At 44.4% G+C, this 19443-nt stretch carries 27 protein-coding genes; all 27 read left to right on the top strand.

What is annotated here, in order from left to right; translation table 11 throughout:
• Positions 1-34 precede the first annotated feature (34 nt).
• The 27 genes from rpoC (at position 35) to secY (ending at position 19434) form a co-directional block, all read left to right on the top strand.
• A complete protein-coding gene (gene rpoC / locus NKI27_RS17570) occupies positions 35-4231 on the top strand; it encodes a DNA-directed RNA polymerase subunit beta' (RefSeq protein ID WP_265047320.1) in 4197 nt (1398 codons plus the stop codon).
• Between the two features lie 172 nt (positions 4232-4403).
• Positions 4404-4778: a 30S ribosomal protein S12 gene (gene rpsL, locus NKI27_RS17565; protein WP_265047319.1), complete on the top strand. Its 375-nt coding sequence runs from the start codon at positions 4404-4406 to the stop codon at positions 4776-4778.
• A gap of 129 nt (positions 4779-4907) precedes the next feature.
• The gene (gene rpsG / locus NKI27_RS17560; protein WP_265047318.1) at positions 4908-5372 is read left to right on the top strand and encodes a 30S ribosomal protein S7; all 465 of its coding nucleotides are present in this window, start codon (positions 4908-4910) and stop codon (positions 5370-5372) included.
• 50 nt (positions 5373-5422) lie between these two features.
• Positions 5423-7516: an elongation factor G gene (gene fusA, locus NKI27_RS17555; RefSeq protein ID WP_265047317.1), complete on the top strand. Its 2094-nt coding sequence runs from the start codon at positions 5423-5425 to the stop codon at positions 7514-7516.
• 32 nt (positions 7517-7548) lie between these two features.
• Positions 7549-8772, top strand: coding sequence for an elongation factor Tu (tuf, locus tag NKI27_RS17550; protein ID WP_265047316.1), 1224 nt, complete (start codon positions 7549-7551; stop codon positions 8770-8772).
• Between the two features lie 156 nt (positions 8773-8928).
• Positions 8929-9240 carry a 30S ribosomal protein S10 gene (gene rpsJ, locus NKI27_RS17545; protein WP_048384310.1) on the top strand — a complete coding sequence of 104 codons (312 nt, stop codon included), beginning with the start codon at positions 8929-8931 and terminating at the stop codon, positions 9238-9240.
• A gap of 85 nt (positions 9241-9325) precedes the next feature.
• Entirely contained in the window at positions 9326-9964 is a 639-nt protein-coding gene (rplC, locus tag NKI27_RS17540; RefSeq protein WP_265047315.1) for a 50S ribosomal protein L3, read from the top strand.
• 11 nt (positions 9965-9975) lie between these two features.
• A complete protein-coding gene (gene rplD / locus NKI27_RS17535) occupies positions 9976-10584 on the top strand; it encodes a 50S ribosomal protein L4 (protein ID WP_265047314.1) in 609 nt (202 codons plus the stop codon).
• Positions 10581-10874: a 50S ribosomal protein L23 gene (gene rplW / locus NKI27_RS17530; RefSeq protein WP_265047313.1), complete on the top strand. Its 294-nt coding sequence runs from the start codon at positions 10581-10583 to the stop codon at positions 10872-10874. The genes rplD and rplW overlap by 4 nt, the downstream gene beginning before the upstream one ends.
• A gap of 14 nt (positions 10875-10888) precedes the next feature.
• Positions 10889-11716 carry a 50S ribosomal protein L2 gene (rplB, locus tag NKI27_RS17525; RefSeq protein WP_265047312.1) on the top strand — a complete coding sequence of 276 codons (828 nt, stop codon included), beginning with the start codon at positions 10889-10891 and terminating at the stop codon, positions 11714-11716.
• A gap of 22 nt (positions 11717-11738) precedes the next feature.
• Entirely contained in the window at positions 11739-12017 is a 279-nt protein-coding gene (gene rpsS, locus NKI27_RS17520; RefSeq protein WP_250656539.1) for a 30S ribosomal protein S19, read from the top strand.
• A gap of 18 nt (positions 12018-12035) precedes the next feature.
• The gene (rplV, locus tag NKI27_RS17515; protein WP_250656540.1) at positions 12036-12368 is read left to right on the top strand and encodes a 50S ribosomal protein L22; all 333 of its coding nucleotides are present in this window, start codon (positions 12036-12038) and stop codon (positions 12366-12368) included.
• Positions 12369-12379: 11 nt separating this feature from the next.
• Entirely contained in the window at positions 12380-13072 is a 693-nt protein-coding gene (gene rpsC / locus NKI27_RS17510; protein WP_265047311.1) for a 30S ribosomal protein S3, read from the top strand.
• Between the two features lie 11 nt (positions 13073-13083).
• On the top strand, positions 13084-13497 hold the full coding sequence (gene rplP, locus NKI27_RS17505) for a 50S ribosomal protein L16 (protein WP_250656542.1): 414 nt from the start codon (positions 13084-13086) through the stop codon (positions 13495-13497).
• Complete coding sequence (rpmC, locus tag NKI27_RS17500; protein ID WP_250656543.1) at positions 13497-13688, top strand: 50S ribosomal protein L29; 192 nt, start codon at positions 13497-13499, stop codon at positions 13686-13688. The genes rplP and rpmC overlap by 1 nt, the downstream gene beginning before the upstream one ends.
• 1 nt (position 13689) lies before the next feature.
• Complete coding sequence (gene rpsQ / locus NKI27_RS17495) at positions 13690-13956, top strand: 30S ribosomal protein S17 (RefSeq protein ID WP_265047310.1); 267 nt, start codon at positions 13690-13692, stop codon at positions 13954-13956.
• 58 nt (positions 13957-14014) lie between these two features.
• Positions 14015-14383: a 50S ribosomal protein L14 gene (gene rplN, locus NKI27_RS17490; protein WP_265047309.1), complete on the top strand. Its 369-nt coding sequence runs from the start codon at positions 14015-14017 to the stop codon at positions 14381-14383.
• Positions 14384-14399: 16 nt separating this feature from the next.
• The gene (rplX, locus tag NKI27_RS17485) at positions 14400-14717 is read left to right on the top strand and encodes a 50S ribosomal protein L24 (RefSeq protein WP_265047308.1); all 318 of its coding nucleotides are present in this window, start codon (positions 14400-14402) and stop codon (positions 14715-14717) included.
• A gap of 27 nt (positions 14718-14744) precedes the next feature.
• Complete coding sequence (gene rplE, locus NKI27_RS17480; RefSeq protein WP_455168464.1) at positions 14745-15275, top strand: 50S ribosomal protein L5; 531 nt, start codon at positions 14745-14747, stop codon at positions 15273-15275.
• A gap of 11 nt (positions 15276-15286) precedes the next feature.
• Positions 15287-15592: a 30S ribosomal protein S14 gene (gene rpsN, locus NKI27_RS17475; protein ID WP_265047306.1), complete on the top strand. Its 306-nt coding sequence runs from the start codon at positions 15287-15289 to the stop codon at positions 15590-15592.
• A 95-nt stretch (positions 15593-15687) separates the two neighbouring features.
• Positions 15688-16080: a 30S ribosomal protein S8 gene (gene rpsH, locus NKI27_RS17470; protein WP_265047305.1), complete on the top strand. Its 393-nt coding sequence runs from the start codon at positions 15688-15690 to the stop codon at positions 16078-16080.
• A gap of 9 nt (positions 16081-16089) precedes the next feature.
• The gene (gene rplF, locus NKI27_RS17465; protein ID WP_265047304.1) at positions 16090-16623 is read left to right on the top strand and encodes a 50S ribosomal protein L6; all 534 of its coding nucleotides are present in this window, start codon (positions 16090-16092) and stop codon (positions 16621-16623) included.
• Between the two features lie 8 nt (positions 16624-16631).
• Positions 16632-16982, top strand: coding sequence for a 50S ribosomal protein L18 (rplR, locus tag NKI27_RS17460; protein WP_265047303.1), 351 nt, complete (start codon positions 16632-16634; stop codon positions 16980-16982).
• A gap of 11 nt (positions 16983-16993) precedes the next feature.
• On the top strand, positions 16994-17494 hold the full coding sequence (gene rpsE, locus NKI27_RS17455; RefSeq protein ID WP_265047302.1) for a 30S ribosomal protein S5: 501 nt from the start codon (positions 16994-16996) through the stop codon (positions 17492-17494).
• Between the two features lie 4 nt (positions 17495-17498).
• On the top strand, positions 17499-17687 hold the full coding sequence (gene rpmD / locus NKI27_RS17450) for a 50S ribosomal protein L30 (RefSeq protein WP_265047301.1): 189 nt from the start codon (positions 17499-17501) through the stop codon (positions 17685-17687).
• A gap of 1 nt (position 17688) precedes the next feature.
• Positions 17689-18123, top strand: coding sequence for a 50S ribosomal protein L15 (rplO, locus tag NKI27_RS17445; RefSeq protein ID WP_265047300.1), 435 nt, complete (start codon positions 17689-17691; stop codon positions 18121-18123).
• Complete coding sequence (gene secY, locus NKI27_RS17440; protein ID WP_265047299.1) at positions 18124-19434, top strand: preprotein translocase subunit SecY; 1311 nt, start codon at positions 18124-18126, stop codon at positions 19432-19434.
• Positions 19435-19443 lie beyond the last annotated feature (9 nt).

Below are 19443 nucleotides of genomic sequence, written 5' to 3'. Positions count from 1 at the left end.
CGCCCAGAACCAACTCCTTTTGGAGCGGAAACCGATGAAAGATTTATTAAATTTACTTAAAAACCAGAATCATAATAAGGAATTTGATTCGATTCGCATTGGTCTGGCGTCGCCAGAGATGATTCGTTCATGGTCTTATGGTGAAGTTAAAAAGCCTGAAACTATTAACTACCGAACTTTCAAGCCTGAAAGAGACGGTCTTTTTTGTGCCAAAATATTCGGACCAATAAAAGACTATGAGTGTCTATGCGGAAAATATAAGCGATTAAAGCATCGTGGTGTTATATGTGAGAAGTGTGGCGTTGAAGTTGCGCTAGCAAGTGTTAGGCGTGACCGAATGGGGCATATTGAGCTTGCAAGCCCAGTTGCACACATCTGGTTTTTGAAGTCACTGCCATCTCGAATTGGCATGTTGCTTGATATGACATTGAGAGATATCGAGCGTGTACTTTATTTTGAGTCATTTATAGTTATTGACCCGGGCATGACTACGTTAGAGTCTGGTCAGCTATTGACTGATGAGCAGTACTACGAAGCATTAGAGGAGTTTGGGGATGAGTTCGATGCCAAAATGGGTGCCGAAGCTATCCAGGCTCTATTAAAAGAAATCGATTTAGAAGGTGAGGTCTCTGAATTAAGAGAAGAAATCCCATTAACTAGCTCAGAAACTAAAATTAAGAAGCTTTCTAAGCGTCTTAAGCTACTTGAAGCATTTTATAACTCTGGAAATAACCCAGAGTGGATGGTTCTAAAAGTACTGCCTGTGCTGCCGCCAGATCTAAGGCCGCTTGTGCCACTAGACGGTGGGCGTTTTGCAACGTCAGATTTGAACGATCTTTATCGTCGAGTGATTAACCGAAATAATCGTTTGAAGCGTCTTCTAGAACTAAGTGCTCCAGATATCATAGTGCGTAACGAAAAACGTATGCTTCAAGAAGCAGTCGATGCGTTGTTAGACAATGGTCGCCGTGGTCGTGCAATCACAGGTTCAAATAAGCGTCCATTGAAGTCTTTGGCAGATATGATCAAGGGTAAGCAAGGTCGCTTCCGTCAGAACCTTCTTGGTAAGCGGGTTGATTACTCTGGTCGTTCTGTAATCGTTGTTGGTCCGAGCTTAAGGTTGCACCAGTGTGGTCTACCTAAAAAGATGGCTCTAGAGCTATTTAAGCCATTTATTTTTAGTAAACTAGAGCATCGTGGCCTAGCTACAACCATTAAAGCAGCTAAAAAGATGGTTGAAAGAGAGACAGCTGAAGTATGGGATATTCTTGCTGAGGTAATCCGCGAACATCCTGTGATGCTTAACCGAGCACCTACACTTCACCGCCTTGGTATTCAGGCATTTGAGCCTGTATTGATTGAAGGTAAAGCGATCCAGTTGCATCCACTTGTTTGTGCTGCTTACAACGCCGATTTTGATGGTGACCAGATGGCGGTACACGTACCGCTAACAATCGAAGCACAATTAGAAGCACGTGCACTGATGATGTCTACCAATAATATTCTTTCGCCTGCAAATGGCGAGCCTATTATTGTGCCTTCTCAAGATGTTGTCTTGGGTCTTTATTACATGACTCGTGAAAAGATAAATGTTAAAGGCGAAGGTATGGTGTTCTCTGATATTAAAGAGGCGCACCGAGCATACAGTGGCAATCAAGTTCATCTTCAAGCGAAAGTTAAAATTCGTGTTGAAGAGATTGAGTTTGATGATGAAGGTAATAAAACAGTTGCGACCGCTATAGTTGATACAACAGTTGGTCGAGCTTTACTGTTTGATATTTTACCTGATGGCCTTCCATACTCGTTGGTCAACCAAAACATGACTAAGAAAGCGATTTCGAAGCTTATCAATACGTCATACCGTAAGTGTGGCCTAAAAGATTCAGTCATATTTGCTGATCAGTTAATGTATCTTGGTTTTAGGCAGGCCACATTGTCTGGTGCTTCCATTGGCGTTAACGATTTTGTTATTCCTGATGAGAAAGAAACTATCATCAATGCCTCGACCACTGAAGTAAAAGAAATTGAATCGCAGTTTGCGTCAGGTCTTTTAACGCAGGGCGAGAAATACAACAAAGTTATTGATATTTGGTCTCGTGCTAACGACAAAGTCGCTAAGGCAATGATGGACACTCTTGGTAAAGAGACAGTCATTGATAGAGAGGGTAAAGAAGTTGAACAGGACTCATTTAACTCTGTTTATATGATGGCAGATTCGGGCGCAAGGGGTTCAGCAGCTCAGATTCGCCAGTTGGCGGGTATGCGTGGTCTGATGGCAAAACCGGATGGCTCGATCATTGAGACGCCGATTACAGCTAACTTTAGAGAAGGTTTGAACGTACTACAGTACTTTATCTCTACTCACGGTGCTCGTAAGGGACTTGCGGATACAGCACTTAAGACCGCTAACTCGGGTTACTTGACTCGTAGGCTTGTTGATGTTGCACAAGATCTTGTTGTTACTGAGCAGGATTGCGGCACAGAAGAAGGCTTGTTAATGACGCCTATGATTGAAGGGGGGGATGTAGTTGTACCTCTTGGTGATCGTGTATTAGGTCGAGTAACAGCCAGAGATGTATTTGCACCTGGCGATAAAGAGAATGCCGTTTTGCCTATTGGAACATTCCTAGACGAAGCGATGATTTCTAAAATTGAGGAAGCCGGTGTTGATGAGATCTGGGTTCGTTCAGCAATTACATGCGAAACCAAATACGGTGTTTGTTCAGCTTGTTATGGGCGTGATCTAGCTCGTGGTCATATCGTTAACGCGGGTGAGGCTGTTGGTGTTATTGCTGCACAGTCAATCGGTGAGCCAGGTACACAGCTTACGATGCGTACGTTCCACATCGGTGGTGCTGCATCCCGATCTTCAGCTGTAGACAACATACAAGTTAAGCACGGTGGTAAGGTTAGACTTCACAATATGAAGTCAATAGAGCGCAAAGATGGAAACCTAATTGTTGCATCGCGATCTTCTGCCTTGGCAGTGGCTGATGATCATGGCCGTGAAAGGGAGTGGTATAAACTTCCTTACGGTGCGTTAATTACAGCAAAAGACGGTGATCAGGTTGACGCAGGTGCGATAGTAGCTAAGTGGGATCCACACACACACCCAATCATTACTGAAATGGAAGGTGTTGTTAAGTTTATTGGTATGGAAGAGGGTATTACAATTAATACCCAGACTGATGAATTGACAGGCCTTTCAAGTGTTCAGGTTATTGATCCAAAGAATAGACCGGCTGCAGGTAAAGATATTAGACCTATGGTTCAGTTGGTTGATACTGAAGGCAATGAGCTTAAGCTACCAATCAATGATGCGCCTGCTCAATATTTTCTACCGGCTAACGCACTTTTAAGTTTACGAGATGGTGGCGCAGTAGAGAAAGGTGATGTAATTGCACGTATCCCTCAAGAGTCTTCTAAGACTCGAGATATTACGGGTGGTCTACCTAGGGTTGCCGATCTATTTGAAGCGCGTAAGCCAAAAGAACCATCGATCTTAGCTGAGATAAGCGGTGTTGTAAGTTTCGGTAAGGAGACTAAGGGTAAGAAGCGTCTGGTTATTACACCTGTTGATGGCTCTGATCCGTATGAGGTTCTGATTCATAAGCATCGCCAAATGAACGTGTTTGAAGGTGAGCAAGTAGAAAAAGGTGAAGTGGTATCTGATGGGCCATCTAACCCACACGATATCTTGCGTCTTTTAGGTGTTGTTGAGTTGACTCGGTACATCACGAATGAAATTCAAGACGTATATCGATTGCAGGGTGTTGTCATTAACGATAAACATATTGAAGTTATCGTTCGCCAGATGCTGCGTAAGGTTGATATACATGACTCTGGTGATACTGAGCTCATCAAAGGAGATCAGGTCGAATACGTTAAATTGCTAGAAGAGAATGAGAAGGCATTAGCTAATGATAAGATGCCTGCTACCTCAGAGCGTATGTTGCTAGGTATTACAAAGGCTTCTCTTGCTACAGAATCATTCATTTCTGCGGCCTCTTTCCAAGAAACAACTCGAGTTCTTACAGAGGGAGCTGTAACAGGTAAGCGTGATTACTTGCGCGGCCTGAAAGAAAACGTTGTAGTGGGTCGTTTGATTCCTGCAGGTACTGGTTTGACTTATCACTCAGAGCGTAAAAAGCGTAAAACTGCGAAAGTTGATGATATTGGTGTAAGTGCTGCTGATGTCGTAGAAGCGTTGAGTGCAGAGTTAAATAAGTAGATTTTTAAGAAAATAGCAATATTTTTCTTTAAAGGTACATATTAAGGCCGCTGTTTGTATAAAAATGCAACAGTGGCCTTGACTATGTTGAAGGGCGTGATTAGACTTGCGCCCCGTAACATTATTGCCCATTTTGGGTTTGTTGTTTATTTACTAATTGGAGTTTGCTTATATGGCAACTATTAATCAGTTGGTACGTAAGCCTCGTAAGCGTCAAGTTACTAAGAGTGATGTTCCTGCGTTGAAGGCTTGCCCTCAGCGTCGTGGCGTTTGTACTCGTGTTTACACAACTACACCGAAGAAGCCAAACTCGGCTTTGCGTAAAGTTTGTCGTGTACGTTTAACTAGCGGTTTTGAGGTTGCATCGTACATTGGTGGTGAAGGTCACAACTTACAAGAGCACAGTGTTGTTCTTATACGTGGTGGACGTGTAAAAGACTTGCCTGGTGTTCGTTATCACACAGTTCGTGGTAGCTTGGATACTTCAGGTGTTGCTGATCGTAAGCAAGGTCGATCTAAGTATGGAACTAAGCGTCCTAAGGGTTAACCCCTAGGAGCAAAGTGACCGCTGCCTTGGGGTGAGCAATCATTTTAGGGTAAGAGTAAGGCTGGGCGTAGAGATGTACATCTCCTGTCCCAGACTAACCTGAAGACCTTTTTTATTTGAGGGCTTATCATGCCAAGAAGAAGAGTTGTAGCAAAACGTGATGTTTTGCCTGATCCAAAGTTTGGAAGTCAAATACTTGCCAAATTTATGAACCACGTAATGGTTAGTGGTAAAAAATCTGTAGCAGAAAAGATTGTATATGGAGCGCTAGAAGCTGTAAAAGCTAAAGGTGAGCCATTAGAATTATTTGATAAAGCGCTAGAAAGCATTCAGCCAATGGTAGAGGTTAAGTCTCGACGCGTTGGTGGTGCTACTTACCAAGTTCCAGTTGAGGTTCGTCCATCTCGTCAAGTAGCGCTTGCTATGCGTTGGTTGGTTGAGTATTCGCGTAAGCGTGGTGAAAAGACCATGGCTTTGCGATTAGCAGGTGAAATTATGGATGCAGCTGAGGGTAAAGGTGCTGCGGTTAAGAAACGTGAAGACGTTCACCGTATGGCTGAAGCTAACAAAGCGTTCTCTCATTACCGTTTCTAGTTTTTAGGGTTGACTCTTTTTAAGGGTTGACCCGATTTGAGGATTAATAGGTGGCGCGTAAAACCCCAATAAGTCGATATCGGAACATCGGTATTTGTGCGCACGTTGATGCGGGTAAGACGACTACTACAGAGCGAGTTCTGTTCTACACTGGCGTTTCTCATAAGTTGGGTGAGGTTCATGACGGTGCAGCAACAATGGACTGGATGGAGCAAGAGCAGGAGCGTGGTATTACCATTACTTCTGCTGCGACAACCTGTTTCTGGAGTGGTATGGAACAGCAGTTCGACCAGCATCGCGTTAACATTATAGATACGCCTGGGCACGTAGACTTCACAATCGAAGTTGAGCGGTCTTTGCGTGTATTGGATGGCGCAGTGGTTGTTTTGTGTGGTTCATCGGGTGTTCAGCCTCAGACAGAAACTGTATGGCGTCAAGCTAATAAGTATGAAGTGCCGCGAATGGTTTACATCAACAAGATGGATCGTTCGGGTGCTGACTTCGAAAGGGTTGTTGAACAATTGCGAGAGCGGTTGGGTGCGCTTCCTGTGCCGCTTCAGATGACTATTGGTGCTGAAGAAGGTTTCGAAGGGGTAGTTGATCTCATTAAGATGAAATCAATTATCTGGAATCAAGAAGATAAAGGTACGACCTTTGAGTACGGGGGTATTCCCGCCGAATTACAAGATAAATGCTGTGAAATGCGTGAGTTTCTTGTTGAGATGGCGGCTGAGGCAACCGACGAATTGATGGATAAATACCTTGAGGGTGGAGATCTTTCTGAAGAAGAAATTAAGAAAGGTATCCGAATCAGAACGCTTTCTAACGAGATTGTTCCGGTAATTGGTGGGTCAGCATTCAAGAATAAGGGTGTTCAGGCAATGCTTGATGCTGTTATCGAATATTTGCCATCACCTACTGAGGTAAAAGCGATTGAAGGATTGCTTGCAGATGGTTCGCCTGATACGCGTGTTGCGAGAGATGAGGAGCCGTTTTCAGCGCTTGCTTTTAAGATAGCGACGGATCCTTTTGTGGGGACGTTAACGTTTTTTAGGGTTTACTCTGGAGTTCTTGAGTCGGGAAGTGCGGTTCTGAACTCAGTTAAGGGTAAAAAAGAGCGTGTTGGGCGTATGGTTCAAATGCATGCGAATAGCCGAGAAGAGATTAAGGAAGTTCGAGCTGGTGATATAGCGGCAGGTATAGGGCTTAAGGATGTCACAACAGGTGATACTTTATGTTCTGCGGATGCCCCGATTATATTGGAGCGAATGGAATTTCCTGAGCCGGTTATTTCTGTTGCGGTTGAGCCTCGTACCAAGCCTGATCAGGAGAAGATGGGGGTTGCGCTAGGTAAGCTTGCGCAAGAAGACCCTTCATTTAGAGTTAAAACTGATGAGGAGACTGGTCAGACTATTATATCTGGGATGGGTGAGCTTCACCTTGATATCATCGTAGATCGAATGCGTCGTGAGTTTAGCGTTGAGGCTAACATTGGTAAGCCTCAAGTTGCTTATCGCGAAGCAATTCGAAATGTGTGTGAGATTGAAGGTAAGTTTGTTCGTCAGTCAGGTGGTCGTGGACAGTATGGTCACGTTTGGATTAAGTTCGAGCCCCGCGAAGAAGGTGGAGATGAGCTCGAGTTTATCAACGAGATCGTCGGTGGAGCAGTTCCTAAAGAGTATATCCCAGCCATACAAAAAGGGGTTGCTGAGCAGATGCAAAATGGTGTTCTTGCTGGTTACCCTTTACTTGGTTTAAAGGCAACATTATTTGATGGTTCGTTTCATGATGTTGATTCGAATGAAATGGCCTTTAAGATTGCAGGTAGCATGGCAACAAAAAAGCTGGCCCAGAGTGGTGGAGCGGTGTTGTTAGAGCCTGTTATGAAGGTTGAGGTGGTCACACCTGAAGTCAATATGGGTGATGTAGTTGGCGATCTCAATCGGCGTCGTGGTTTGATTCAGGGTATGAGTGATACTGCAGCTGGAAAGGTTGTAGATGCAGAAGTCCCATTGTCAGAAATGTTTGGCTATGCGACAGACTTGCGTTCAGCTACTCAGGGTCGTGCAACCTATACAATGGAGTTTTTGAAATATTCAGAAGCTCCGAAGAATATTGCGGAAGCAATTATTAATAAGTCTTAATTTGAAAACTTTGTGAATTACGAGGTGTAATCGTGGCAAAAGAAAAATTTGAGCGTGTCAAACCACACGTAAACGTTGGTACTATCGGTCACGTTGACCATGGTAAAACTACTTTGACTGCTGCTCTAACTCGCGTTTGTGCTGAGGTTTGGGGTGGTGCTGCTGTAGCATTTGACGGTATCGATAATGCTCCAGAAGAAAGAGAGCGCGGTATTACTATCGCAACATCGCACGTCGAGTATGATTCTCCTACTCGTCACTATGCGCACGTTGACTGTCCAGGGCACGCCGATTATGTTAAAAACATGATCACTGGTGCTGCTCAGATGGATGGCGCTATCCTAGTATGTGGTGCGACTGACGGCCCTATGCCTCAGACTCGTGAGCACATCTTGCTTTCTCGTCAGGTTGGTGTACCTTTTGTTGTTGTTTTCCTTAACAAGGCAGACCTTCTTGCAGAAGATTGTGGTGGTGTTGGAACTGAAGAATACAACGAAATGCTAGAATTGGTTGAGATGGAGCTTCGTGAGCTTCTTGATCAGTATGAATTTCCTGGAGATGACACTCCGATTATTGCTGGTTCTGCTTTAATGGCGTTGAACGGTGAAGATGATAACGAGTTAGGTACCTCTGCAGTTAAGAAGCTTGTAGAAACTCTTGACGAGTATATTCCTGAGCCTGAGCGTGCAATTGATCAGCCATTCTTAATGCCTGTAGAAGATGTTTTCTCTATCTCGGGTCGTGGTACAGTTGTAACGGGTCGTGTTGAGCGTGGTATCGTTAAAGTTGGTGATGAAATTGAAATCATCGGTCTTAAAGATACTTTGAAGTCAACATGTACTGGTGTTGAAATGTTCCGTAAGTTGCTTGACGAAGGTCGTGCAGGTGAGAACGTAGGTGTTCTTCTACGTGGAACAAAGCGTGAAGAAGTTGAGCGTGGACAGGTTCTTGCTGTTCCTGGTTCTGTTAATCCTCACACTACTTTCGAAGCAGAAGTGTATATCTTAAGCAAGGATGAGGGTGGTCGTCACACTCCATTCTTCAAAGGCTACCGTCCACAGTTTTACTTCCGTACTACTGATGTAACAGGTGCTTGTGAATTGCCAGAAGGTATCGAAATGGTAATGCCTGGTGATAACGTTCAGTTAACTGCTACTTTGATCGCGCCGATTGCGATGGAAGAAGGTCTACGTTTCGCAATTCGCGAAGGTGGACGTACAGTTGGTGCTGGTGTTGTTGCTAAGATTATCGAATAATCGATCTTTTTTGCATCAGAAAAGGGCTGCGTAAGCAGCCCTTTTTGTTTGTGTTTAGGCTGGGGTTGACACGGTTGGCTGTAAACCGTACAATGCGGCTCCTTTTTATAAGGTGACAGCTTAAATTTATAAGTTTGGAACTGGAGTTCTGATCCAATGCAAAGTCAAAAAATCAGAATCAGGCTAAAGGCTTTTGACTACCGCCTGATTGATCAGTCTACGCAAGAAATCGTAGACACGGCAAAGAGAACTGGTGCACAAGTTCGTGGACCTATTCCTCTGCCGACAAGAAAAGAGCGTTTTACAATCTTGGTTTCTCCGCACGTTAATAAAGATGCGAGAGATCAGTACGAAATTCGTACACATAAACGTTTATTAGATATTGTGGAACCTACAGAAAAAACTGTAGATGCGCTTATGAAACTTGACTTGGCTGCGGGCGTTGATGTCCAGATAAGCTTAGGTTAATTTTCAGCCGGCGAAAGTCGGTGCAAGTGTAACTACGGATGTAGGGCCATAGAGGGTTAAAGCCCCGTACACTTTGAGGTGAGAAATGGCAATTGGTTTAATCGGTCGTAAGGCTGGTATGACCCGTATCTTTACGGATGAGGGTCAGTCTATCCCTGTGACGGTTATCGAAATTCAAGATAACCGAGTCACTCAAGTTAAAACGAATGATGTGGATGGTTACCGTGCAGTGCAGGTGGCTTATGGTTCACGTCGTGCGTCTCTCGTTACTAAAGCGGCAGCAGGACATTACGCGAAAGCAAGTGTTGAAGCTGGGCGTGGTCTTATAGAATTTCGTCTTGCAGAGTCTGAAGGTGAAGAGCTTAAGGCAGGCGATCAATTCTCAGTGTCTCTCTTTGAGGCTGGTCAGGTTGTAGATGTGACTGGTAATTCTAAGGGTAAAGGTTTTCAGGGCGGTGTTAAGCGCTGGAACTTTAGTATGCAAGATGCTACTCACGGTAACTCTTTGTCTCATCGTGCTCCAGGTTCAATTGGTCAATGCCAAACTCCGGGTCGCGTAATAAAAGGCAAGAAAATGGCAGGTCAGATGGGTAATGAGCAGTCTACTGTTCAAAACCTTGAGGTTGTGCGTGTTGATGAGGAGCGTGGTCTAATCTTGGTTAGAGGTGCGGTTCCTGGTGCAACTGGCGGCGACGTAGTTGTCAAGCCTGCAGTTAAGGCCTAAGGGGAGATACGATGGAATTAACAATCGCTGGTTCTGGTAAGGGTTCTGTATCTGTTTCAGATGCTGCCTTCGCTGGAGAGTATAATGAGACTTTGGTTCATCAGGTTGTTACTGCGTATTTAGCAGGTGCTCGTCAGGGTACTCGCGCGCAGAAGACTCGTTCTGAAGTTAGAGGTGGTGGTAAGAAGCCTTGGCGTCAAAAGGGTACAGGTCGTGCTCGTGCAGGTACTATTCGTAGTCCTATTTGGCGTTCTGGTGGTGTTACATTTGCTGCTAAGCCACAAGATCATAGTCAGAAAGTAAACAAGAAGATGTATCGTGGAGCGATGAGGTCTATATACTCTGAGCTTGTACGTCAAGAGCGTCTTGTTGTTGTTGAAGATATGATAGCAGAAACACCTAAGACTAAAGCTTTCACTGCAAAGATGAAAGAGTTAGGTCTAGAGAGTGCTTTGATTGTCTCTGAAAACGTAGAAGAAAACTTGTATCTTGCTTCTCGCAATATCCCAAGTGTTGATGTTCGTGACGTTGTAGGAGTTGATCCTGTAAGTCTAGTAGCGTATGACAAGGTTGTAGTGACTGTTTCTGCGCTTAAGAAGATTGAGGAGATGCTGGGATGAACGAAGAGCGTATATATAAAGTATTGCTAGGACCTCTTGTTTCAGAAAAGGCATCTCTAGCAGCAGAGTCTGGTCAAGTTGTTTTTAGAGTGGCTACTGATTCAACCAAAGCTGAAATCAAAAAAGCAGTTGAGACGCTTTTTGATGTTAAGGTTGAGGGTGTTCAGGTTTCAAATCTAAAAGGCAAGACTAAGCGCACGGTTCGTGGTCTAGGTAAGCGTAAAGATACCAAAAAAGCTTATGTTAGATTAGCGGAAGGTCAGGATATCGACTTTATGGATGTCGAGTAAGTAGGGGTCGTACTATGCCAGTCGTAAAAACTAAACCAACGTCTCCCGGTCGTCGTCATGTAGTTAAGGTATATCATCCTGACCTACATAAGGGTCGTCCTTATGCGCCGTTGGTAGAAAAGAAAAGTAAGTCTGGTGGTCGTAACAATAACGGCCGCATCACTACTCGTCATATCGGTGGTGGTCATAAGCAGCAATATAGAATTGTAGACTTTAAGCGGAATAAAGATGGGATTCCATCTGTGGTTGAGCGTATTGAATACGATCCAAACCGTTCCGCGCATATTGCTCTGCTTAAATATCTTGATGGTGAGAGACGTTATGTTATCGCACCTAAAGGTGTTAAGGCAGGGGATGAAGTTCGCTCAGGAGAAGATGCCCCTATTAAAGTAGGTAGTACTTTACCAATGCGAAATATCCCTGTGGGTAGTGTTATTCACTGTGTAGAACTTAAGCCAGGAAAAGGCGCGCAGATTGCTCGTAGTGCTGGTACTTATGCTCAGTTGGTCGCTCGTGAGGGTGCTTATGTCACTTTACGCTTGCGTTCAGGTGAAATGCGTAAAGTATTATCTGAGTGTCGTGCAACCTTGGGTGAAGTTTCTAATGGTGAGCATAGCTTGCGGAGATTAGGTAAAGCGGGTGCATCACGTTGGCGCGGTGTAAGGCCAACAGTGCGTGGTGTTGTTATGAACCCAGTTGACCATCCGCATGGTGGTGGTGAAGGGAGAACCTCTGGTGGGCGTCATCCGGTAACACCTTGGGGTGTTCCAACCAAAGGTCATAAAACTCGCAAAAACAAACGTACTGATAAGATGATAGTGCGTCGTCGATCGGCCAAGTAATTAATAGTATGAGGATTACGCTGTGTCACGTTCTTTGAAGAAGGGTCCATTCATAGACCTGCATTTGTTAAAGAAGGTAGAAACAGCTCTGGAGAAAAAGGACAAGAAGCCAATTAAGACCTGGTCTCGTCGTTCAACAATTTTTCCAGAGATGATTGGCTTGACCATCGCTGTGCATAACGGGCGTCAACACGTTCCGGTTTTTGTAACAGAAGATATGGTTGGCCATAAATTGGGCGAATTTGCCGCAACGCGCACGTATCGTGGGCATGCAGCAGATAAGAAAGCCAAAAAACGGTAGAGCATAGAGGTAATTAAGATGGAAGTAGCCGCTAAATTAAAGGGTGCTAACCTATCTGCTCAGAAAGCGCGCTTGGTTGCAGATCAAGTTCGCGGAAAAGCCGTTGAGGACGCCCTAAATATCTTAACGTTCAGCCCTAAAAAAGCTGCGCATTTAATTAAAAAAGTGCTTGAGTCCGCAATAGCGAACGCAGAGCACAATGACGGTCTAGACGTCGACGATTTGAAAGTCTCCACCATCTTTGTTGATGAGGCGACTACAATGAAGCGTATTAGACCACGTGCCAAGGGTCGAGCTGACCGTATATTGAAACGTACATGCCATATTACGGTTATGGTCGCTGATAACTAGGAGATACTAAGATGGGTCAAAAGGTACATCCTACTGGTATCAGACTGGGTATTGTGAAAGACCACAACTCGATCTGGTACGCAGAAAAAGCAGATTATGCTAATAACTTATTGAATGATATCGAAGTGCGTGAGTTTTTGCTCGAGCGCTTAGTTAAAGCATCAGTAAGTAAAATAGTAATCGAGCGTCCTGCGCAAAATGCACGTATTACCATTCATACCGCCCGTCCAGGGATTGTTATCGGTAAGAAAGGTGAAGACGTTGATAAATTGCGTAAGAAGATTAGTGAGATGATGGGTGTGCCTGTGCACATCAACATCGAAGAGATCAGAAAGCCTGATCTTGATGCAAAATTGGTAGCAGCAAGTGTTGCAAACCAGTTAGAGCGTCGAGTGATGTTCCGTCGTGCAATGAAGCGTGCAGTTCAAAATGCAATGCGTCAGGGCGCTAAAGGGATTAAGATTCAGGTTGGAGGCCGTTTAGGTGGTGCTGAGATTGCACGTTCTGAATGGTACCGTGAAGGTAGAGTTCCTCTACATACTTTACGTGCTGATATCGATTACGCAACACATGAAGCATCAACTACCTATGGTATTATTGGTGTCAAAGTTTGGATCTTCAAGGGCGAAATTTTAGGCGGTATTGAACAAGTACGCGCTCAAAAAGAAGCACCTAAGAAGAAAGCTTCTAAAGCTTCTAGGTAAGGGGCCATATTATGTTGCAACCGAAACGTACCAAATTTCGTAAAATGCAAAAAGGCCGTAACCGCGGCCTGGCCCAGCGCGGAAGCAAAGTTAGCTTTGGTGAGTTTGGCCTAAAGGCGACTGGTAGAGGTCGAATTACTGCGCGTCAGATTGAATCTGCTCGTAGAACGATTTCTCGTCAAGTGAAGCGTACTGGTAAAATCTGGATCCGTGTATTTCCAGACAAGCCGATTACACAAAAACCGCTTGAAGTTCGTCAAGGTAAAGGTAAAGGTAATGTTGAATACTGGATTTGCCAGATTCAACCAGGCCGTATGTTGTTTGAGATAGAAGGTGTTTCTGAAGAGCTTGCTCGTGAAGCATTTACATTGGCAACAGCCAAATTACCTGTTCCTACAACATTTGTTTCGAGGACGGTGATGTAATGAAAGCGAATGAATTGCGTGAAAAATCAGTTGAAGAACTGAACACTGAGTTGATGAGCTTGTTGAAAGAGCAGTTTAACTTGCGCATGCGTAAGTCAACTGGTCAGCTCAACCAAGGTCACCTACTTCGCAACGTTAGACGCGACATCGCTCGTGTAAAAACAGTGTTGAATCAAAAGGCAGGTAACTAAAATGACTGAAGCTGCATCTAATGCTCGCATGCTTAGCGGTAAGGTCGTGAGTGATAAGATGGACAAGTCCATCACTGTCTTGATTGAGCGACGCGTAAAACATCCGATTTACGGTAAGTACGTGAAGCGTTCAACCAAGGTTCATGCTCATGACGAAAATAATGAGTGTAATATCGGCGATACAGTAACAATCCAGGAAGGTCGTCCTATTTCTAAGACGAAGTGCTGGAAGCTGGTCGAGATTGTCGAGAGTGCTTCTAAAGTGTAATTCGCCCTCTTGGGGAGTCTTGTCTAAAAGGCACATTGGTTAGTTTTGGAGAAAAGTGATGATTCAAACTGAATCGATGCTAGACGTCGCAGATAACAGTGGCGCTCGTCGCGTTATGTGTATCAAGGTATTGGGTGGTTCACATAGACGCTACGCTCGTATTGGCGACGTAATAAAAGTTACCGTGAAGGAAGCAATTCCTCGCGGTAAAGTAAAAAAAGGTCAGGTTCTTAATGCAGTGGTTGTGCGTACTCGTAAAGGTGTTCGTCGTCCGGATGGGTCTTTGATCCGTTTTGATGGCAATGCTGCAGTATTGCTAAACCAGCAGAATGCGCCTATTGGTACTCGTATTTTTGGCCCTGTAACTCGTGAGTTGCGTGGTGATAAATACATGAAGATTGTTTCTTTAGCACCTGAAGTGCTTTAAGAATGAGAGGCCGGTTATGAAAAAGATCAAATGTGACGATGAAGTGATCGTCATAGCGGGCAAGGACAAAGGCAAGCGCGGGAAAATCGTCCGCGTTCTGCAAGATGGTCGTGTCGTTGTATCAGGTATTAACATGATAAAGCGAAGCACCAAGCCAAACCCAATGTTAGGCGCTCCAGGCGGTATCGTCGAAAAGGAAGCGCCAATACAAGCTTCAAATGTAGCTATTTTTAATTCAGCTACAAATAAGGCGGACAGGGTAGGCTTTAAAGTCTTGGAAGATGGCGTTAAAGTCCGTGTCTATAAGTCGAATAACGAGGTTATCGGCAGCTAACGCTTGCAGGTGGTTATTATGCCTAGAATGAAAGATGTGTATCAAAAGTCGGTAATGCCTGCGCTTCAAAGTGAGTTCGCTTACAAGAGCGTTATGCAGGTACCGAAGATAGAAAAAATCACACTCAATATGGGTGTTGGTGAAGCTTTGGGTGATAAAAAGCAGATCGATAACGCTGTTGCGGATATGGAAAAGCTTGCAGGTCAAAAGCCTGTAATCACAAAGGCAAAGAAGTCTGTTGCAGGCTTCAAAATTCGTGAAGGCTACCCTATTGGTTGTAAGGTAACTCTTCGTGGCGATCGTATGTGGGAATTCTTCGAGAGATTGGTAGATATAGCAATCCCTCGTGTACGAGATTTCCGTGGCTTAAATCCTAAGTCATTCGATGGTCGCGGTAACTACAGCATGGGTGTTAGAGAGCAAATTATATTCCCTGAAATCGATTATGATAAGGTGGATAAAATTCGCGGACTTGACATCACGATTACTACTTCAGCGAAAACTGATGAAGAAGGTCGTTCGTTGCTGAAAGCCTTTAATTTCCCCTTTAAGAAATAAGGTAAGGAATCATGGCAAAAATCTCGATGAAAATGCGTGAGTTAAAGCGCGAGAAAACTGTAGCAAAGTTTGCTGAAAAGCGTGCTGAGCTTAAGGCAATTATTGCAAATCAAAACACATCTGATGATGATCGTTGGGATGCGCAGGTTAAATTGCAGAAACTTCCACGTAATGCTAGCCCTTGTAGACTCCGTAATCGTTGTCAGATTACCGGTCGTCCACACGGCGTATATCGTAAGTTTAAGTTGTCTCGTATTAAGTTACGTGAGCACGGTATGAGCGGTGATGTTCCTGGCTTGAAGAAAGCAAGCTGGTAATCACTGTTGGTAAGCGGTTTTAAGAGAGCGGCAGCTAGTGTATAGTGTCGCTCTCTTTCCGCTGCACAACTAAAAAGAGCAGGAGTCTCATTTATATGAGTATGCAAGATACACTTGCGGATATGTTTACACGTATTCGTAATGGACAGATGGCTGAAAAAGTCTCTGTCACTATGCCTTCATCAAAGATGAAGGTGTCTTTAGCGGAAGTGCTAAAGCAAGAAGGTTTTATAACTGATTTTAATGTTGAAGAAGGCACTAAGCCTACTTTAACAGTAGAACTTAAGTACTTCGAAGGAAAGCCGGTTATTGAGACGATTAAACGTGTCAGCCGTCCGAGTTTGCGTCAGTACAAAGGTGCAAACGAATTGCCGAAGGTGTCTAGTGGTTTAGGTGTTGCTATTATTTCAACATCAAAAGGCGTTATGACTGATCGCGCTGCTCGTGAAGCAGGTATCGGTGGTGAAGTCATCTGCACCGTATTCTAGGAGGTAGTCATGTCAAGAGTTGCTAATTCTCCTGTCGAGCTGCCATCTGGAATTCAGGTGAAGTTGGACGGGCAAGAAATCGAAGTTAAAGGTAGTAAAGGTGCGCTTTCATTAAGCGTTCATTCTGCGGTTGAAGTGAAGCAAGAAGATAACGTTATTACTTTTGCTGCGCGTGATGGAGCTAAAGCTTCTCGCGCACAGGCAGGTACTGCGCGCGCTCTAGTCAACAACATGGTTGTTGGTGTTAACCAAGGATTTGAGAGAAAGCTGCAACTAGTAGGTGTTGGTTACAGGGCTCAGGTTCAAGGTAAAAAGATCAATCTTACATTGGGTTTTTCTCACCCTGTTGAGTATGAGCTTCCTGAAGGTATTTCTGCTGAGATGCCATCACAAACTGAAATTTTGCTCAAAGGTATTGATAAGCAAAAAATTGGTCAGGTAGCTGCAGAAATTCGAGCCTTCCGTCCGCCAGAGCCATACAAAGGTAAAGGTGTTCGTTATTCAGACGAGAATGTAAGGCGTAAAGAGGCTAAGAAGAAGTAGGTAACACTATGAGCGCAAAAACAGAATCAAGAGAACGTAGAGCGCGCAGTACGCGTTTTAAAATTAGAGAGTTAGGTGCAACACGCTTGTCAGTTCACCGTACTCCACAGCATATGTATGCTCAAGTATTTTCTGCCGACGGTAGTCAGGTACTTGCTTCAGCTTCTACAGTTGAAAAAGAGCTTAAAGGTGCATCAACAGGTAATGTTGAAGCCGCAGGAAAAATCGGTAAGCTCATTGCTGAACGTGCTAAGGCAGCAGGTGTTACACAAGTAGCATTTGATCGTTCGGGTTATAAATATCACGGTCGTGTTAAGGCTTTAGCTGAAGCGGCACGTGAAAGCGGACTGGAATTCTAAGGGGTGTCAGCATGAGTGTTAATGAGCAAAAGGCCCCTGAACTTCAGGAGAGGCTAGTACAAGTAAACCGCGTAGCGAAAGTTGTTAAAGGTGGTCGTATTTTCGGCTTCACTGCTTTGACGGTCGTTGGTGACGGAAATGGTCGCGTAGGTTTTGGTCGTGGTAAGGCACGTGAAGTACCCGTTGCAATTCAAAAAGCAATGGATGCAGCACGTAAAAACATGATCGATGTAGCATTGAATGGTACAACGCTTCAATACCCTATCAAAGCTCGCCATGGTGCCTCTAAGGTATACATGCAGCCTGCTTCTGAGGGTACTGGTGTTATTGCCGGTGGTGCGATGCGTGCGGTATTAGAAGTTGCTGGTGTACAGAACGTATTGTCTAAGTGCTACGGTTCTACAAACCCAGTTAACGTTGTTCGTGCTACTGTAAATGGTCTGAAGGCAATGCAGTCTCCAGAATCTATTGCTGCCAAGCGCGGGAAATCAGTAGAAGATATTGTAGGATAAGACGATGGCTAAGGCTAAGACAATCCAGGTTACATTAACTCGTAGCACGATTGGCCGACTACCAAAGCATCAGGCATGTGTAGCAGGTCTTGGACTACGTCGTATTGGTCACACTGTAGAAGTTGAAGATACACCTTCAGTTCGCGGCATGATCAATAAAGTACATTATATGGTTAGGGTCGAGGGAGAATAAGATGCGTCTTAATTCACTAAGTTCTGCTCCCGGTACCAAGAAAGCAGCCAAGCGTGTTGGTCGTGGTATTGGTAGTGGTTTAGGAAAGACTTGTGGTCGTGGCCATAAAGGTCTTAAGTCTCGTTCTGGTGGTACTGTACCCGCTGGTTTCGAGGGTGGTCAGCAGCCGCTACAGAGACGTTTGCCAAAATTTGGTTTCACGTCAAGAAAGTCAGCATTTGCTGCCGAAATTCGTTTAAGTGAGCTAGCAACTTTAGATGTTGAAGTGATCGATTTGGCTGCATTGAAAAATGCTAACCTTGTTCGCAGAGACACTAAGACGGCAAAAGTATTTTTGTCAGGCGAGCTTAACAAAGCGGTTACTATTCAGGGCTTAGGTGTCACCAAAGGTGCACGTGAAGCGATTACTGCAGCAGGCGGTAAAGTCGAGGACTAAATGGCTAAGACAGGGACACTACCGGCTGGAGCGGCTAGCGGCTTCGCAGAATTGAAGTCTAGGTTATGGTTTGTATTCATCGCGATAGTAATCTATCGCGTTGGTGCTCATATACCTGTGCCGGGCATTAATCCAGATAGATTGGCAGCGCTGTTTGAGCAAAATCAGGGGACTATCCTCAGTTTGTTCAATATGTTTTCGGGTGGCGCGCTCGAGAGAATGAGTATTTTCGCTCTGGGGATAATGCCATACATTTCTGCATCGATTATCATGCAGCTAATGACGGTAGTGAGCCCTCAGCTCGAACAGCTTAAAAAAGAAGGTGAATCTGGTCGTCGTAAGATAAGTCAGTACACTCGCTATGCAACTGTTGTTCTTGCAACGGTACAGGCTATGGGTATGTCTGTAGGCCTGGCTTCTCAGGGAGTTACGTTTACAGATACATTTAGTTTTTACTTTGTTGCAGTTGCTACATTTGTAAGTGGAGCGATCTTCTTGATGTGGCTTGGTGAGCAAATCACTGAAAGAGGTATCGGTAACGGTATATCTTTATTGATTTTTGCAGGCATCGTTGCTGGTTTACCAGGCGCTTTTGGACAGTCTTTTGAGCAAGCTAGACAGGGCGAAATTAATATACTTGCTCTGTTATTAATCGGTTTTTTTGCTATCGCAATTGTTGCTTTTGTAGTGTTTATGGAGCGTGGCCAGCGCCGCATTACCGTAAATTACGCTAAAAGACAGCAGGGTCGTAAAGTATATGCGCAGCAATCCAGTCATCTTCCGCTTAAAGTTAATATGGCAGGTGTAATTCCTCCAATATTTGCTTCAAGTATATTATTGTTCCCTGCATCACTGGGGCAATGGTTTGGTAAAGGTGAAGGGATGGAGTGGTTGTCTGATTTTTCTCAGGCATTGGCTCCAAGTCAGCCACTTTATATTTTACTGTTCGCGATAGCTGTGGTATTTTTCTGTTTCTTTTATACGGCGTTGATGTACAACCCGAAAGAAGTAGCCGAAAATCTTAAGAAATCAGGAGCATTTGTTCCTGGTATCCGCCCAGGTGAGCAAACGGCTCGTTACATTGATAGTGTTCTTACGCGTCTAACGCTGTTCGGTGCTCTTTATATAACGTCAGTAGCTCTCCTCCCACAATTTCTAGTTGTGGCTTGGAACGTACCGTTTTATTTCGGTGGAACCTCGTTATTAATTGTTGTTGTGGTCGTGATGGACTTTATGGCTCAAGTTCAGTCGCATCTGATGTCTCATCAGTATGAGTCCCTCATGAAAAAATCTAACCTTAAAAAGGTGTAATTGAGGTAG

This window comes from Alkalimarinus alittae (genome assembly GCF_026016465.1).
GTDB classification, from domain to species: domain Bacteria; phylum Pseudomonadota; class Gammaproteobacteria; order Pseudomonadales; family Oleiphilaceae; genus Alkalimarinus; species Alkalimarinus alittae.
Note: the sequence above shows the minus strand (reverse complement) of the source record. Positions and strands in the feature narration are given on the sequence as shown.

Excerpts from the sequence above, each read along its gene's own strand:
- rplW (WP_265047313.1), top strand. The coding sequence starts at position 10,581 with ATGAACGAAGAGCGTATATATAAAGTATTGCTAGGACCTCTTGTTTCA.
- rplP (WP_250656542.1), top strand. The coding sequence starts at position 13,084 with ATGTTGCAACCGAAACGTACCAAATTTCGTAAAATGCAAAAAGGCCGT.
- rpsL (WP_265047319.1), top strand. The coding sequence starts at position 4,404 with ATGGCAACTATTAATCAGTTGGTACGTAAGCCTCGTAAGCGTCAAGTT.
- rplR (WP_265047303.1), top strand. The coding sequence starts at position 16,632 with ATGAGCGCAAAAACAGAATCAAGAGAACGTAGAGCGCGCAGTACGCGT.
- rpsQ (WP_265047310.1), top strand. The coding sequence starts at position 13,690 with ATGACTGAAGCTGCATCTAATGCTCGCATGCTTAGCGGTAAGGTCGTG.
- rplE (WP_455168464.1), top strand. The coding sequence starts at position 14,745 with ATGAAAGATGTGTATCAAAAGTCGGTAATGCCTGCGCTTCAAAGTGAG.
- rpsN (WP_265047306.1), top strand. The coding sequence starts at position 15,287 with ATGGCAAAAATCTCGATGAAAATGCGTGAGTTAAAGCGCGAGAAAACT.
- secY (WP_265047299.1), top strand. The coding sequence starts at position 18,124 with ATGGCTAAGACAGGGACACTACCGGCTGGAGCGGCTAGCGGCTTCGCA.
- rplD (WP_265047314.1), top strand. The coding sequence starts at position 9,976 with ATGGAATTAACAATCGCTGGTTCTGGTAAGGGTTCTGTATCTGTTTCA.
- rplF (WP_265047304.1), top strand. The coding sequence starts at position 16,090 with ATGTCAAGAGTTGCTAATTCTCCTGTCGAGCTGCCATCTGGAATTCAG.
- rplN (WP_265047309.1), top strand. The coding sequence starts at position 14,015 with ATGATTCAAACTGAATCGATGCTAGACGTCGCAGATAACAGTGGCGCT.
- rpmD (WP_265047301.1), top strand. The coding sequence starts at position 17,499 with ATGGCTAAGGCTAAGACAATCCAGGTTACATTAACTCGTAGCACGATT.
- rplO (WP_265047300.1), top strand. The coding sequence starts at position 17,689 with ATGCGTCTTAATTCACTAAGTTCTGCTCCCGGTACCAAGAAAGCAGCC.
- rpsH (WP_265047305.1), top strand. The coding sequence starts at position 15,688 with ATGAGTATGCAAGATACACTTGCGGATATGTTTACACGTATTCGTAAT.
- rplB (WP_265047312.1), top strand. The coding sequence starts at position 10,889 with ATGCCAGTCGTAAAAACTAAACCAACGTCTCCCGGTCGTCGTCATGTA.
- rpoC (WP_265047320.1), top strand. The coding sequence starts at position 35 with ATGAAAGATTTATTAAATTTACTTAAAAACCAGAATCATAATAAGGAA.
- rplC (WP_265047315.1), top strand. The coding sequence starts at position 9,326 with ATGGCAATTGGTTTAATCGGTCGTAAGGCTGGTATGACCCGTATCTTT.
- rpsJ (WP_048384310.1), top strand. The coding sequence starts at position 8,929 with ATGCAAAGTCAAAAAATCAGAATCAGGCTAAAGGCTTTTGACTACCGC.
- rpsE (WP_265047302.1), top strand. The coding sequence starts at position 16,994 with ATGAGTGTTAATGAGCAAAAGGCCCCTGAACTTCAGGAGAGGCTAGTA.
- rplV (WP_250656540.1), top strand. The coding sequence starts at position 12,036 with ATGGAAGTAGCCGCTAAATTAAAGGGTGCTAACCTATCTGCTCAGAAA.
- rpmC (WP_250656543.1), top strand. The coding sequence starts at position 13,497 with ATGAAAGCGAATGAATTGCGTGAAAAATCAGTTGAAGAACTGAACACT.
- rpsC (WP_265047311.1), top strand. The coding sequence starts at position 12,380 with ATGGGTCAAAAGGTACATCCTACTGGTATCAGACTGGGTATTGTGAAA.
- rpsG (WP_265047318.1), top strand. The coding sequence starts at position 4,908 with ATGCCAAGAAGAAGAGTTGTAGCAAAACGTGATGTTTTGCCTGATCCA.
- rplX (WP_265047308.1), top strand. The coding sequence starts at position 14,400 with ATGAAAAAGATCAAATGTGACGATGAAGTGATCGTCATAGCGGGCAAG.